Raw genomic sequence first — 15,445 nt, forward strand, 5'->3', positions numbered from 1 at the left:
ACACTTTCTGCTCACGAGCGCGCCAGCGCACCCACCAGCGCGTCCACGTCGGCCCGCGACGTGTAGTGCGCCAGCCCGACCTTCACCACCCCGCCGATCTCCGCCCCGCCGATCACCTCGAGCGCGCCCTGGTCGCCCGGGTCGATGAGCACGCACACGCCCTGGTCGGCGACCCGCTCGGCCACCTCCTGGGCGGTGCGGCCGGCGACGAGGAACGCCACGGTCGGGATCCGGCGGGCCGGCTCGCCGAGCACCGTCACGCCCGGCACGAAGCGCAGCTCGGAGACGAGGTACTCGGTGAGCTCGTCGTGGTGGCTGCGCAGCGAGGACATCGAGGTGAGGATGCGGTCGCGGCGCGAGCCGGAGGCGCGGTCGTCGAGGTCGGCGAGGTGGTCCACCGAGGCGACCAGGCCGGCGAGCAGCGCGTAGGAGACGTCGCCGACCTCGAGCCGCTCGGGCCCGCGGGCCGCACCGTCGAACGAGACGGCCGGGAGCCGGTCGAGCAGCTCCGGGGTGCGGAAGACCAGCGCGCCGACGGCGGGCCCGCCCCAGGCCGCCGCGGAGAGCACGATGACGTCGGCGCCCATCGTCTCCATGTCCAGCGGCAGGTAAGGCGCCGCGGCGGAGGCGTCGACGACCATCAGCGGCTCGATGCCCGACGCCGGCGCGGGCAGCGCGTGCACCTTGCGGGCGATCGCCGCGATCTCGGTGCGGGTGCCCAGGTGGCTGCAGGCGGCGGTCACGGTGACGACCCGGGTGCGGGCGCCGAGGAGGTCGTCGTACTGCCAGCTCGGCAGCTCGCAGGTCTCGATGTCCACCTCGGCGGTGCGCACCGCCCCGCCCGCCCGGCCCGCGGCCCGGGCCCATGGGGCGACGTTGGCGCGGTCGTCCAGGCGGGAGACGACGACCTCGTCGCCGAGCGCCCAGGTGGTGGAGAGCACGTCGGCCAGCCGCTCGAGCAGCGCCGGCACCGAGGGGCCGAGGACGACCCCCTTCGGCTCGGCGCCCACCAGGTCGGCCACCGCGCGGCGGGCCGCGTCGACGATCGCCCCGCCGCGCTGGGAGGCGGGGAAGACCCCGCCCGGCGGGGCGACCGGGGCGCGCAGCGCGGAGGACACGGCCGTCGCGACCTGCTCGGGGACCTGCATCCCGGCGGGGGCGTCGAGGTGGACCCAGCCGTCACCGAGCGCGGGGACCTGACCCCGGACCCGAGCGACGTCCACCGTCATGCTCCAGTACGGTACGTCGGCTCCGCCGCGTAGCCGAGGGCGGTCCGCGACTCCACCGCTCGTGGGCCCGGACGGAGCAGGTCCGGATCCGTCAGGATGGCGGGATGAGCGAGCAGCCCGAGGGACAGTCGGGCGACCAGGTCATGATCGTCGGACCGGACGGCACCCCGGTCGGCACGGTGCGCGTCCCGAGCGGCGAGTCCTCGCCCGTCGAGGAGGGCGAGGCCGCCGCCGAGGACCCGTCGTCGGCGGTCGAGGAGCCGGCGAAGGTCATGCGGATCGGCACCATGATCAAGCAGCTGCTCGAGGAGGTCCGCTCCACCGAGCTCGACGACGCGAGCCGCCGCCGGCTCAAGGAGATCCACGCGGCCTCGTTGCGGGAGCTCGAGGAGGCGCTCTCCCCGGAGCTGCGCGAGGAGCTGGCCCGGATCATCGCCCCGTTCGACGCGGAGGCCACGCCGTCCGACGGCGAGCTGCGCATCGCCCAGGCCCAGCTGGTCGGCTGGCTGGAAGGCCTCTTCCACGGCATCCAGACCGCGCTGGTCGCCCAGCAGATGGCGGCCCGGATGCAGCTCGAGCAGATGCGCCGCGGGCTCCCGGCGGGCACCGGGGGACGTTCCGGACGAGGCGGTACCGAGGCCGGCGGCGGGGGGACGACCGGCCAGTACCTCTGAGCCCCCCGGGTACGCTCACCCGCCGTGGCCGTCCCAGCACTTGCGCGACGTGGCGCCGACGATCCGTCGGGGCCCGACGACGCCGCAGGGGCCCCTGACCTGCACGCGCCGTCACCCCGATCGTGGCGTCGCGCCTTCGGCGACATCAGGCAGGCCATCGCGCAGCGCGAGCTCTGGGGCCACCTCGGCTGGCAGGACGTCAAGCAGCGCTACCGGCGCTCCACCATCGGCCCGCTGTGGATCACCATCAGCATGGCGGTGACCGCGGCGGCGCTCGGCGGGCTGTACTCGCAGCTGTTCGGTCAGCCGATCGGCACCTTCATGCCGTACGTGACCGTCGGCTTCATGATCTGGTACTTCATCAGCGCCTGCGTGCTGGAGGGGACCGAGACCTTCATCGCCAACGAGGGCCTCATCCGCTTCCTGCCGGCCCCGCTGATGATCTACGTCTTCCGCACGGTGTGGCGCCAGGTGCTGTTCTTCGCGCACAACCTGGTCGTCTACGTCATCGTGCTGGCGATCTTCTTCCCCGAGCTCACCCGGCCGTACCAGATGGTGCACCCCAACGGCGTCGTGCATCCGGGCCTGAGCTGGAGCGCACTGCTCGCCATCCCCGCGTTCCTGCTCATCGTGGTCAACGGGCTGTGGGTGACGCTGCTGTTCGGCATCATCGCGACCCGCTTCCGGGACATCCCGCCGGTGGTCTCGAGCTTCATGCAGCTCTTCTTCACGATGACACCGATCATCTGGACCACGGACCTGCTGCGCGGCGGGGCCCCGGGCAGCACGAAGGCCCTGGTCGAGTGGCTGGCGAAGCTCAACCCCTTCTACCACTTCATCGAGATCTTCCGGGCGCCGCTGGTGGGTCAGGTGCAGAGCTGGACGCACTGGGCCGTCTGCGGCGCGATCACGGTCATCGGGTGGACCCTGGCGCTGGTCGCGCTGCGCAACTACCGCTCCCGCGTCGCCTATTGGGTGTGAGCCGGCTAGCCATGGAAGAGATGTAATGGTCTCGATCGACGTCCAGAACGCCTCCGTCGACTTCCCGATCTTCGACGCCAAGAACCGGTCGCTGAAGAAGTCGGTCCTCGGACGGGCCGGTGGGCACATCACCGACGCGAAGGTCCCCGTCGTGGAGGCCCTGCGCGACATCGACCTGAGCCTGCGCCAGGGCGACCGGGTCGGCCTCGTCGGGCACAACGGTGCCGGCAAGTCGACGCTGCTGCGCCTCCTCGCCGGCATCTACGAGCCCACCCGCGGCCGCACGCGGATCGAGGGCCGCGTGGCGCCGGTGTTCGACCTCGCCGTCGGGATGGACCCGGAGATCTCCGGGCTGGAGAACATCCTCATCCGCGGGCTGTTCCTCGGGATGACCCGCAAGGAGATGGAGCGCCGGGTCGACGAGATCGCCGACTTCACCGAGCTCGGCGACTACCTCTCGATGCCGCTGCGCACCTACTCGACGGGCATGCGGGTGCGGCTCGCCCTCGGCGTCGTGACCTCGATCGACCCCGAGATCCTCATCCTCGACGAGGGCATCGGCGCGGTCGACGCGGCGTTCCTCGAGAAGGCCCGCGACCGCCTGCGCGACCTCGTCAGGCGCTCCGGGATGCTCGTGTTCGCCTCGCACTCCGACGAGTTCCTCGTCGAGCTCTGCGACACCGCGATCTGGATGGACACCGGCGTGATCCGGGAGCAGGGGCCGCTGCGCGAGGTGGTGAGCCACTACAAGGGCCGGGACCTGTTCGAGTCGCTGAGCCCGGAGACGCTGCGCCGCCTCGACCTGGGACACGAGACCCCGCCCGAGAAGGCCCCGGCCACGGCGGAGCCGAGCGACGAGACGGTGGGCTCCGCGTGACGCCCGGGGGTCCCGACGACGAGGCCGTCTGGGCCGTCGTCGTCACCCGCCACCGGGCCGAGCTGCTCGCCGACGGGCTCGCCGTCCTGGCCAAGCAGACCCGCCGTCCGGACCACCTCGTCGTCGTCGACAACGGCCCGGACGAGGCGACCCGCGAGGTCGTGGCGGCCTGCGGGCTGCCCGCGACCTACCTGCCCTCGCGGCACAACCTCGGCGGCGCCGGCGGCTACGCGCTGGGCATGCTGACCGCGCTCGCCGGCGGCGCGGACTGGCTCTGGATGGCCGACGACGACGGCCGCCCCGCCGACGAGCACGTGCTGGCGACGCTGCTCGACGTGGCCCGGCGGCGGGACCTCGCCGAGGTCTCGCCGGTCATCGCGAACGCGGCGGACCCCGAGAAGCTCGCCTTCCCGCTGCGGCGGGGACTCACGTGGAAGCGGTGGCGCCGCGACCTTGACGGGTTCGGGGACGGCGAGCTGATGCCCGGGATCGCGCACCTGTTCAACGGGGCGCTCTTCCGGGCGTCGACGCTGGACGTGGTCGGCGTGCCGGACCTGCGCCTGTTCGTCCGCGGCGACGAGGTGGAGCTGCACCGGCGCCTCATGCGCTCCGGGCTTCCCTACGGGACGTGCCTGACCACGGCCTACGTCCACCCCGACGGTTCCGACGAGTTCAAACCGATGCTCGGCGGCCGGCTGCACGCCCAGGACCCGGGCGACGCGACCAAGAGGTTCTTCACCTACCGCAACCGCGGCTACCTGCTGGCTCAGCCCGGCCTGCGCAAGCTCGGCGCCATCGAGCACCTGCGCTTCGGGTGGTACTTCCTCGTCGAACGACGGGACGTCCCGGCGCTGCGCGAGTGGCTGCGGTTGGTGCGGATGGGCCGGCGCGAGCGGTTCCGGCGCCCGTGAGGCAGGTGCACCCGCCCGGCAGGCTCTCCCCGGCGACTTCGGAGGTCATACCCCCCATGTCAGGACGCACCACGTGCTGACGCCCGGCCACGCGACGACGGACACCGCCACCGCGGACCCGCAGGCCCCGCCGCAGAACAACGGCGTGCACGGCCCCGGTCTGCCGACGGACCCGTCGCCCGCCGAGGAGCGCCGCGCCCTGCGCCGCCTGCGCTGGCTCGCCGTCCTGCTCGGGGGGCTGGGCACGATCCTGGCGCTGCTCTTCCCGTTCCTGCCCGTCGTGCAGGACACCGCGACGATCCAGTGGCCGAGCCCGACGACCGGCACCCGCTCGGTCGACGCCCCGCTGGTCGCGTTCCGGCCGCAGACGATGTCGGCCTCGATCCCCTGCGCCGCGGTGCGCAGCCTCGACGCCCGCGCCCCGCAGCGCGCGACGGTGCTCTCCACGACCCCGCCGCTGTCGCCGAGCGGCCTGCAGGTCGGGCTGCAGCTCTACGTCGACAACGGCCAGCTCACCCTCACCGACCGCGGCCAGCAGTCCGCGCAGGAGCCGGTGCCGGCCGGGCCCTGCAACGTCACGATCACCTCCGACGGGGCGCAGACGGTCATCAACCTCGGCGCCGGCGCGGACGTCGTCATGGGCGGGGACTTCCGCCCGCAGGTCGTCGGCATCTACTCCGACCTCGACGCCGCGAAGGACCCGACGGCGGGCACGAGCGTCCAGGTCGTGCCGGACACCCGCTTCCAGACGACCGCGACCGCCCTCAAGGTGACGGCCGGGATCCTGGCGATCCTGTGCTTCCTCGGGGCGGTGTGGGCGCTGCACGCGCTCGACACCCGGGCCGGGCGCCGGGCGCCCCGCCTCGCCCCCCGGCGGTGGTGGCGGCCCACGGCCCGCGACGCCGTCGTCCTCCTCGGCCTGGCGGTCTGGGCGGTGATCGGCTCCCAGACCTCCGACGACGGCTACATCCTCGGCATCGCCCGCGCCCGCGAGAGCGCCGGCTACATCGGCAACTACTACCGGTGGTTCAACGTCCCCGAGGCGCCGTTCGGCTGGTTCTACGAGGTCTACTCGGTCTGGGTCCAGGTCAGCGACAACATCCTCTGGATGCGGCTGCCCTCGGTGTTCATGGGCATCGTGTCCTGGCTGCTGATCTCGCGGGAGATGCTGCCGCGTCTCGGTGTCGCGGTGCGCCGCTCGAAGGCCGCCGGCTGGGCCGCCGCGATGGTCTTCCTGATGTTCTGGCTGCCGTTCAACAACGGGCTGCGCCCGGAGCCGGTGGCCGTCATCTCCGCGCTCCTGGCGTTCTGCGCGGTCGAGCGGGCGGTCGCCACCCGCCGGCTCGCCCCCGTCGCGCTCGGCCTGGTGGCGGCGGCCTTCGCGCTGGCCGCCACCCCGACCGGCCTCATGGCGGTGGCGCCCTTCCTCGCCGCGGCCCGTCCGCTGTTCCGCCTCGTGCAGGAGCGGGTGCGCCGGCTCGGGTGGCTGCCGGTGCTGGCGCCGATCCTCGCGTCCGGCGTCGTGGTGCTCACCGCGATCTTCGCCGACCAGACGTTCGCCGCGGTCATGGAGGCCAACCGGGTCCGGTTCCTGATCGGGCCGAACTACACCTGGTACCAGGAGGTCGTCCGGTACGAGTCGCTGTTCTCGGTCTCCGCCGACGGCTCGCTGGAGCGCCGGGCGCCGGTGCTGCTGCTGATCCTCGGGCTCGTGGTGTGCCTCGTCGTGCTGCTGCGGCGCGACCGCATCCGCGGCGCGGCGCTCGGCCCGTCCCAGCGACTCATCGGCACGACGCTGCTGGGCTTCGTCGTGCTCGCCCTCACCCCCACCAAGTGGACCCACCACTTCGGGGCGTTCGCCGCACTGGGGTCGGGCATGGCCGCCCTGACCGCGCTGGCCACGTCGTCGGACGTGCTGCGCTCCCGGCGCAACCGGTCGCTGTTCCTCGCCGCGGTGTTCGCGACGCTCGCGCTCGCGTTCACCGGCCCGAACACGTGGTGGTACACGAACAACTGGGGCGTGCCCTGGAACGACAAGTCGCCCTCCTACCACCACCACCAGGCCTCGACGCTCCTGCTCGCCGTCGCCGGGATCTTCCTGGTCGTCGCGGCCATCGAGCACATGCGCGGCATCCAGGAGCAACGCCCGCCGTCGTCGGGGGCCTGGCAGCCCGCCGGGCGGCTGGGACGTCTCGTCGCACCCGTGCTCAGCCGCGCGAAGCGGGTGCGCGGCTCGCGCTCGGCCAGCGCCGTCGAGCGCCGCGCCCGGGCGCTGCGGGTCGGTTCCGCCCCCATCGCCGTGGTGTGCGGGCTGCTGGTGCTCTTCGAGATGGCGTCGATGGGCAAGGGCATCGACAAGCAGTGGAACAGCTTCTCCCTCGGTGGCGACGTCGTGAAGCACCCGTTCTCGACCTCGTGCGGGCTGGCCGACCAGGTGCGCGTCGAGGGCAGCCCCGCCGCCGGGATCCTGCCGCCGGCGCCGCCGTTCACCGGGGTGGCGCCCTCGGCGAAGGGCGTGCTGCCGACCATCGCGCCGCAGACCCCGGTCGCGCCCGGCCAGCAGCCCGCGCCGCTCCCGCCGGACACCGTGCAGGCCTCGAGCCCGCTCGCGCAGCTCGTCGACCCGAACCCGCTGAACCAGGGCTTCCACGCCCAGGACGCCACCCCGCCGACCGGTGGCGGCACCGGCGTCTCCGGGTACGAGTACACGCTGCGCAACGACCTGGCCGGCCAGACGCTGGGCACGTTCGACAAGGAGGGGCGCGGCACCGGGATCCTCCGCACCCGGTGGCAGTCGGTGGACGACTCGCTGCGCTCCGGGCAGACCCCGCTGGTCATCAGCGTCGCCGGGCGGCTCAACGGTGGGAACAGCCTCTACCTGCAGTACGCCAAGCACCTGCCCGACGGCCGCATCCAGATCACCGGCCAGGACCCGATCGACGACGGCGCCGGCGGCGAGCCGCCGTGGCGCGAGATCAAGGTCAACCTCGCGTCGGGCAAGGGGGCGCAGGCCGACGAGATCCGGCTCGTCGCCCAGGACCGCGCCCTCGGCGTGGACGGGTGGATGGCGCTGGCCCCGATGCGCGGGCCGAAGCTCGTGCCGTTCACCCAGGCCGTGGGCCAGCAGCCGGGCTACCTCGAGTGGCCGGTGCAGTTCGCCTCGCCGTGCCTCAAGCCGTTCGACGTGCGGGACGGCATCGCCGAGGTCCCGACCTACCGGCTCATCGCCGACGCCTCGCAGTTCCGGATCGGCGGCGAGACCTGGTCGCAGCCGTCGGCGGGCGGGCCGATGGGCTGGATCGAGGTGCTGGAGAAGCAGCAGGACGTGCCGTCGTACCTGCAGGGCGAGTCGACCCTCGACTGGGGCCGGATCGAGAAGCTCGAGCCGTACGCGCCGAACACGGCCGCGCCCGACGTCGTGCGGGGCACGAAGACGGTGTGGGGCCTGCACGGCGACGGGGAGATCGGCGACCCGCCGCCCGGTATCCCGTCGCCGGAGCGCTGATCGGGGCCGGTGCGCAGGTTCTGAGCGAGGGGCCCCTTCGGTCGCCTAGATCGACCGGAGGGGCCCTTCGTTCGTCGTGGGGCGGGCCCGGCCGAGTGGACCTCCAGGGCTGGGCGGGCAGCCGTGGGTGGCCACGAGCGAGGCCGAGTGGACCCCCAGGGCTGGGCGGGCAGCCGTGGGCGCCCACTCGGCGGAACTGGGTGGCCACGAGCGAGGCCGAGTGGGCCCACACGGTTGGCGCGGCAGCCGTGGAGGTCCACTCGGCGCGCCCGGGCCGGCGGACCTGCCCCACGTGCCCCTCGACGTCGGGACCCGGACCCGCGACGTGCTCAGTCCTTGAAGATGACCGTCCGCATCACGACGAAGTTGATCGACGTGGCGACCGCCTGCGCCACGAACCAGGACACCACCCCGGGCAGCGGCGGCGTCCCGACGCTCGGTGCCCCCATCAGGTGCAGCACCAACGACGCGACCGCGACATTGGCCACGAACGTCGAGCCGTAGAGCAGCACGAAGCCCAGGAAGCGCCCGCTCCCGCCCTTCGACGACGCGAAGGTGTACCGGCGGTTGAGCAGGTAGGCGGTCGTCGTGCCGAGGATGAACGAGATCCCCTTGGCCGCGGGCGCCCACACCCCGAGGTGGAGCAGCAGCTGGTAGACGCCGAGGTCCACGGCGGCCGCGACCACGCCGATCGCCACGAACCGCACGAGCTGGGCCTTGAGCCCCAGGGGCCCGGGCGCGGTGGCCGGACCGGCCGGGCTCGCCGACGCGGCCGTGGCCCCGTCGACCCCCTCGACCTCGGGGCCGGACTCCGGCGTGCTCTCCTCGACGCTCACGCCCAACGAGGGTACGAGCCCGGACCGCGGCGTCCCCACCCGGCCAGGCCCCCACCGGACCGAGACCGGAGCGTCGCTACCGTTCCCGACCATGGCCGTCGTCGAGGACACCCCCGCCCGCGTGGCGGAGGGTCCCGGGAAACCGGACGAGCCGGACACGCCCAGCCGCTGGCGCGTCCGGTCCGGCTGGTTCCTCGCCGCCCTCGCGGCGCTCACCGTGCTGCTCGGCGTCGCGATCCCGTTCGCCCCGGTGTCGGCGGACGACCCCGTCGTCAGCTGGCCGAAGGCCGGCGAGCCGGCGACGTCGACCGCCGTCCCCCTGGTGCCGTACCGCCCGCTCGCGATGACCGCCGACGTCCCCTGCCAGGCCCTGCGCGGCGGGGGCGACGCGCTGCGCACCGAGCCGGTCTCGGCGGGCACCCCCGGGCGCGGCCTGACGGTGTCGAGCTCGGGCGGTCGGGTCACGGTCACCAGCGACGGCGCGACCCTCGTCGACGAGGTCCTGCCGCTGACGTCGTGCACCTACCGGGTCGTCGCCGACGGCACCACGACGACGCTCTCCCGCGACGGCCAGGTCCTCTACTCCCAGCCCGGCCAGGCCCCACAGGTCGCCGAGCTCGCCACGGACGCCCCCGGCACCGCGGGTCTGTCCGCCACGATCCACCCCGACGACCGCTACTCCTCGGTGCCCGGCACCCTCAAGCTGACGCTGCTGATCCTGCACGTCATCGCGCTCGCGGCGACCATCGTGCTCGCCTGGCGGCGCTGGTGGGGCGGCCCCGGGCGGCTCGGGTTCACCCGACCACGATTCACGACGGCGGACGTGGCGGTGACCGTCGTCAGCCTCGTCTGGGTGGTGCTCTCGCCGCTGCAGAACGACGACTCGTGGTACCTGCTGATGGCCCGCAACGCCTCTCCCACGGGCTACATCGGCAACCAGATCTACATGTTCGACACGACGGAGAACCCCTTCGTCGGCAGCCAGTACCTCATGGCGGTCTGGGGGCACCTCGGCGACGCCCTCGGCATGCCCGGGTTCGGCCTGCTCTGGATGCGTATCCTCCCGCTCCTGCTGGGCCTGCTCACGTGGTTCCTGCTGCGGGCCCTGCTCGCGACCGCGCTCGGCCGCATCGAGCGCCGGGCGTGGGTGCCCTGGACGCTGCTCGGCGCGCACCTCGCCTGGTTCCTGCCCTACGGCATGGCGCTGCGCCCCGAGGTGTTCATCGTGCCGCTGTTCGCCGCGGTGCTGCTGCTCTGCGAGGTGGCCCGCCGTCGGGAGGTCATCGGCCCGCTGATCCCGGCGACGGCGGTCGCGGCGCTCTCGGTGACGGTCTCGCCGTCGGGTCTGGTCGCCGCGGCACCCGTCGTCGTCCTCCTGCCGTGGCTCTACCGGTGGCTGCGGACGGCGAGCTGGCGGACCCGGCTCGGCGTCGTCGGCGCGGTGATCGCGGCGGGCACGATCGCGATCCCGGTCGGGTTCGGCGACGCCACCCTCGGCGACGTCCTCGAGGCCACCGACGTCCACTCCTGGTACTACGTGACCTTCCCCTGGTACGAGGAGTGGGAGCACTACAAGACCCTCATCGAGACCGGGACGTGGGGCCGGCGGCTGCCGGTGCTGCTCACCGTCGTGCTGCTCGTCGTGGTGTCGATCGGCTCCGGGCGCCGGGGACCGATCGGCGGCCCGGTGCGGGCGTACACCCTGTCCATCGCGGTCACGACGGCGGTGGCGCTCGGCCTGCTCGCGCTGGGCCCGACGAAGTGGGTGAACCACTTCGGCGCGATCGCCGCGCCCGGGACGGTGCTGCTGACGCTGGCGATGCTGCAGACGCCGCTGCCCCGCAGGCCCGGGGCGCTGATCACCGCGGCGAGCGTGGCACTGCTGACCGGCGCGACCGTGCTCGGCTTCGCGGGCCCGAACACCTGGAAGCCCTACTCGGACCGGGGCCAGCCGTTCGGCAAGCACCTCGACCCGGACCTCTCCATGCTCGACCTGGAACAGCTCGCCCCGCACATCACCGACTCGCTCTACCTGCGCCAGTTCTGGTGGTGGGTGGGGCTCGCCGTGCTGGCCGGGCTCTTCGTGTGGTGGCGGCGCCGGCACCACCGGCCGTCGTTCGGGATCACCCCGGACCGCGCGGTGCTCGTGCCGTCGGTGGTGGTGCTGGGGCTGCTGATGGTCGCCGTCATGGCCTACGCGCCGATCGTGCAGGCGCCGGGCTGGTCGGTGGCCGGCTCCCAGCTGCAGGCGATCGCCGGGAAGCCGTGCCAGCTGGAGAACTCGGTCACCGTCATGGCCGACACACCGCGCGACCTCGGCGCCCCGCTGACCCCCGAGACCCGCACCGGGGACTTCGCGCTGACCGCGCCCGGCAACGGGCCGCTCGACCCGGCCCCGGTCCCTCCGCCCGGCCCGGCGCCCTCCGGCGTGGGCCCGACGATGTGGCACGACGCGGTCACCGACCCGGCCACCTCCGGCAACACCGACCCCGCGACCACCGGCGGCACCGGCCTCGGGACGCTCACCACCGGCTGGTACCCGGTGCCGCCCGCCGTCGCCGGCGATCCCACCCCGGCCACCAACGTCGTCGTGCCCGTCGCGGGCAACGACCCGGACAAGCAGCGGGTCGTCCTCGAGTTCGGCTACGGGCCGGCGGCCGCGCCGACCCGCACCGTCGCGACGACCGTCAACCCCGCCTCCGGGCTGACCTCCCGCCAGTGGCAGGAGGTGCCGGTCCTGCTGCCGGCCGACCGGCCGAGCTCGGTGCGGGTGGTCGCCGAGGACCGGGTCGGGGGCCCGGACACCGCCCTCGCGGTCGCCCCGCCCCACCTCGCGGCGATGCAGCCGGTGCAGACGCTGGTCGGGCCGGACTCGACGTCGACGGTGCCGGTGTTCGCCGACCAGCTCTCGGCGGTGCTGTGGCCGTGCGTCGACCAAGTCGCGGTGCGGCACGGGATCGCGCCGACCCCGCAGGTGCGGCTCTCCGCCGCCGAGAACACGCCGGACTTCATCCTGACCAACCCGACCTACGAGTCGTGGGGCGGCACGATGGTCCAGTCCGAGCGGACCTGGGCGACCGTGCGGGTGTTCTCCGGGGTGTCGCCGGGCGGGCCGCCGACCCTGCAGTGGGGCAACGTCGACCGGATCGTCTACGACCACCCGGTCGACGGCTATGACCTGACGGTGAACCGGGTCGAGCGCGGGGGGCTGACCCGCTTCCCGACGCTCGCGACAGAGGCCTACTCGGGGCGTGAGTACCTCGGATAGGCCGTTGCGGCTGACCGCCCTGGTCGCCGGGCTCGTCTCGGTGCTCGCGGCCCTGGCGTTCCCGTTCGCCCCGGTGGCCCGGCCCGACGTCACGTACTCGTGGCCGGCGCCGGGCTCGTCGTCGCCGGCGCCCGCGGCGATCCCGATGCTGCCCTACCAGCCGGTGACGACGACGGCGTCGGTCACCTGCGACGCGGCCCGCGGCGTCGCCCCGGGCACCGTCCTGCTCGCCACGACGCCCCCGCACCCCGACCCGTTGGCGGAACCGCTGCACGGGCTGACGATCACCGCGGGTCCCCCCGGGTCGAGGTCGCTGTCGGTGTCGGTCGGGGGGCACGACCTCCCGCCGGTGGCGCTGCCGGGCGGCCCGTGCACGATCCGCCTGGTCAGCGGCATCGAGGCGACGACGGTCACCCTGGTCGCGCCCGCGTCGGAGTCCGTGACGGTGGCCCGGCTCGACGGCGACACCCGGCCGGCCGTCGCGGGGGCGTTCACGGGGGCGCCGACGGCGGCCGGGGTGTCGCTGTCGGTGGTGGCCGACACCCGGTTCCAGACCTCGGCGAGCGGGTCGAAGATCGCACTCGGCGTGCTGTCGGTGGTCGCGTTCGCGGTGGCGCTGGGTGCGGTGGTGGTGCTGGCGCGGCGGCGTCAGGGTCGCTCGCGAGACGCCAGCGAAGCGTCGTTGCTTGCATCCAGTGGCAGAAAAGCCCCGTCGTCGACCGGCGCGGGAGTCAGCGATGGTCCCCTATCGGCGTGCTCCCCTGCTTCAACACCTGACGTCGGGACGGAGGCTTCCTCACGTCCGCGGCCGCACCGGCTCGTCGACGTCGGGGTCGTCCTCGGGCTGCTGCTGTGGCAGGTCATCGGCCCGCTGACCGTCGACGACGGCTACATCGCGGGCATCGTGCGGTCCCGCGGTCAGAACGGGCAGGTCGGCACCGTCTTCCGCTGGCTGAACTCCCCCGAGACGCCGTTCGGCTGGTTCTACGACGTCCTCGCGCTCATCGCCCGCGTCGACCCCGCCCCCTTCTGGCTGCGGCTCCCGGCGACGGTGCTCGCGATCGTCGGGTGGTTCCTGCTCTCCCGCGCCGTCCTGCCGCGGCTCGGCCTGGAGCGCCTGCCCCGGCTGGTCCCCTGGCTCACCGGGATCGTCTACCTCGCCTGGTGGCTGCCCTACGACCTCGGTGTCCGCCCGGAGCCGTGGGTGCTGGTCGGGTCGACGGCGGTGTTCGTGCTCGCCGAGCGGGCGGTCGAGCGCCGGTCGGTGACCCCGCTCGTCGTCGCGCTGCTGGTCGCCGGCATCACGCTCGCCGTCACGCCGACCGGGCTCATGGCGTTCGCGCCGCTGGTGGCCGCGGTCGTCCCGCTGATCAAGCTGGTCCGTGCCGACCCGCTGGGGGTGGCCACGTTCGTCGTCGTCGGGATCGCGGCGCTCGGGCTCACGCTCGTCCTCGTCTACGCCGACCAGACGTGGGCCTCGGTGCTCGACTCCGTCGGCATCCGCACGCTCATCGGCGGCGACCGGCCCTGGACCGACGAGTACGTGCGCTACACGTCGCTGCTGACGGTCGGCGACGCCGAGGGCAACCTCGGCCGCCGCGCACCGGTCCTGCTGCTGGCCCTCGCGCTCGGCGCGCTCGCGTTCGTCCGGAACGTGCCGCGACCGCCCGCGGCGCACCGGGTCGTCGTCACCACCCTGCTCTCGCTGGTGGCGCTGGCGTTCACCCCGACCAAGTGGACCCACCACTTCGGCGCGTTCGCCGTGCTGGGGACCGCGACGACGCTGCTGGCCCTCGACGCGTGGCTGCGGGCGCCCGCCGACGCCGAGCAGGCGCCGCGGCGGGCGGCGTGGGCGGTGGCGCTGGCGGCCGGGGCGTCGGGGCTCACGCTGGCGGGCTTCAACCAGTGGCACTGGATCTCCAGCTACGCGATCACGTGGTCGACGATCTCGCCGCAGCTGGGCGGGATCCGGTTCGCCGACGCGGTGCTGGTGCTCGGGGTCGTGCTCGCGGTGGGGTGCGCGGTCGTCGCGGTGCGCCGGACGCTGCGTCGTGAATGTGCAGATACGGACACTGAACGTCAGCGATGCGACACCGCTGACACCAGGCTCCTCGGGCTCGCCCCGGCCCTCGCCCTCGCCGTCGTCGTGCTCGTCGTCGCCATCGAGGTGCTCTCGTTCGCCCGGACCGCGGTGCAGCGCCGGGACTCCTACACGCTCGCCTCGGACTCGGTCGCGTCCCTGCGCGGGCGCTCGTGCGGGATCGCCGACCGGCTCCGCGTCGAGGCCGACCCCACCGCGGGGCTCCTCCCGGCCGACGGTCCCGGGCCCGTACCCGTGCCGACCGCATCCATGTCCGGCGCCGCGCTCCCCGGCTGGCACGGTCCCGGCGTCACGACGGGCTGGTACTCCCTGCCGCGGTCCCCGCAGAAGGACACCCCGATCGTCGTGACGCTCACCGGCCCGGTCGCCCACGGCGACGTCGTCGCCGAGCTCGGCACCCGGGGCCCCGACGGCACCGTCACCGACGTCACCCGCGTCCCGCTCGACGAGGACGCGACGCAGTTCTCGGTGTCGGCCTCGGTCGACGCGCCCCGCTCCCGGGACCTGCGGCTCGACCCGGCGCTCGCGACGACGCACGCCGCGATCCGGCTCGTCAGCAGCGCCGACACCCCCGCCGGCCGGGGCTTCACGGTCCCGCGCCTCCCGGTGACCGTCCCGTGGAACACCGTCCTGCCCCCGGGCACGCCCGCCGCGGACGACTGGCCGGGTGCCTTCCTCTTCCCCTGCACGCCGTTCCCGCCGCTGCGCGACGGGATCGCGGCCCTCCCCGGCTGGCGCGTCTCCACCGACGCCCGCAGCGAGGCCCAGTCGGGCTACATCAGCTACACCGCCTCCCAGGGCGGGCCGTGGACGACGGCACGCGCGCTCGTCCGCCAGGTCCGCTACCCGGTCTACCTGCCGGGGCTGCCGCTGACCGACATCGCGAGCCTGGAGCGGTGGGTCCCGACGGAGCCGCTGGTCCCGCCGACGGTGACCCGCCACGACGTCGGGCAGTCCGGGCTCACGACGCCTGGCCCGCTGTCGATCGGGGACTCGTAGGTGCGCTCCGCGCCCGTGAGCACAAAGTGTCGCTATAGCGGCAGTCAGTGCTCACGAGCGCGGA

The 15,445-nt window shown here is 73.9% G+C and carries 9 protein-coding genes; 7 read left to right on the forward strand and 2 right to left on the reverse strand.

Annotated elements, in window-relative coordinates:
* Positions 1-11: 11 nt before the first annotated feature.
* Positions 12-1,229: a cysteine desulfurase-like protein gene (locus HH311_RS09610; protein WP_169183436.1), complete on the reverse strand. Its 1,218-nt coding sequence runs from the start codon at positions 1,227-1,229 to the stop codon at positions 12-14.
* Positions 1,230-1,333: 104 nt separating this feature from the next.
* On the opposite strand from HH311_RS09610, the gene HH311_RS09615 reads away from it, so the two are divergent.
* From HH311_RS09615 to HH311_RS09635, 5 genes are all read left to right on the forward strand, one after another.
* Positions 1,334-1,903 carry a bacterial proteasome activator family protein gene (locus HH311_RS09615; RefSeq protein WP_248292384.1) on the forward strand — a complete coding sequence of 190 codons (570 nt, stop codon included), beginning with the start codon at positions 1,334-1,336 and terminating at the stop codon, positions 1,901-1,903.
* A 24-nt stretch (positions 1,904-1,927) separates the two neighbouring features.
* On the forward strand, positions 1,928-2,884 hold the full coding sequence (locus tag HH311_RS09620) for an ABC transporter permease (protein ID WP_169183437.1): 957 nt from the start codon (positions 1,928-1,930) through the stop codon (positions 2,882-2,884).
* A 25-nt stretch (positions 2,885-2,909) separates the two neighbouring features.
* Positions 2,910-3,761, forward strand: coding sequence for an ABC transporter ATP-binding protein (locus tag HH311_RS09625; RefSeq protein WP_169183438.1), 852 nt, complete (start codon positions 2,910-2,912; stop codon positions 3,759-3,761).
* Complete coding sequence (locus HH311_RS09630; RefSeq protein WP_169183439.1) at positions 3,758-4,672, forward strand: glycosyltransferase; 915 nt, start codon at positions 3,758-3,760, stop codon at positions 4,670-4,672. Before HH311_RS09625 ends, HH311_RS09630 begins: the two co-directional genes overlap by 4 nt.
* A gap of 73 nt (positions 4,673-4,745) precedes the next feature.
* Positions 4,746-8,177 (forward strand): arabinosyltransferase domain-containing protein, encoded by a 3,432-nt coding sequence (locus HH311_RS09635; protein ID WP_169183440.1) that lies wholly within the window; start codon positions 4,746-4,748, stop codon positions 8,175-8,177.
* Positions 8,178-8,506: 329 nt separating this feature from the next.
* On the opposite strand, the gene HH311_RS09640 is transcribed toward HH311_RS09635, so the two are convergent.
* The gene (locus HH311_RS09640; protein ID WP_312030045.1) at positions 8,507-9,013 is read right to left on the reverse strand and encodes a GtrA family protein; all 507 of its coding nucleotides are present in this window, start codon (positions 9,011-9,013) and stop codon (positions 8,507-8,509) included.
* A 91-nt stretch (positions 9,014-9,104) separates the two neighbouring features.
* On the opposite strand from HH311_RS09640, the gene HH311_RS09645 reads away from it, so the two are divergent.
* Both HH311_RS09645 and HH311_RS09650 read left to right on the forward strand, forming a co-directional pair.
* The gene (locus HH311_RS09645; RefSeq protein WP_169183442.1) at positions 9,105-12,281 is read left to right on the forward strand and encodes an arabinosyltransferase domain-containing protein; all 3,177 of its coding nucleotides are present in this window, start codon (positions 9,105-9,107) and stop codon (positions 12,279-12,281) included.
* Complete coding sequence (locus HH311_RS09650; protein ID WP_169183443.1) at positions 12,265-15,381, forward strand: arabinosyltransferase domain-containing protein; 3,117 nt, start codon at positions 12,265-12,267, stop codon at positions 15,379-15,381. Before HH311_RS09645 ends, HH311_RS09650 begins: the two co-directional genes overlap by 17 nt.
* The last annotated feature ends 64 nt before the right edge of the window (positions 15,382-15,445 follow it).

This window comes from Actinomycetospora sp. TBRC 11914, from assembly GCF_012933465.1.
Taxonomy (GTDB): domain Bacteria; phylum Actinomycetota; class Actinomycetes; order Mycobacteriales; family Pseudonocardiaceae; genus Actinomycetospora.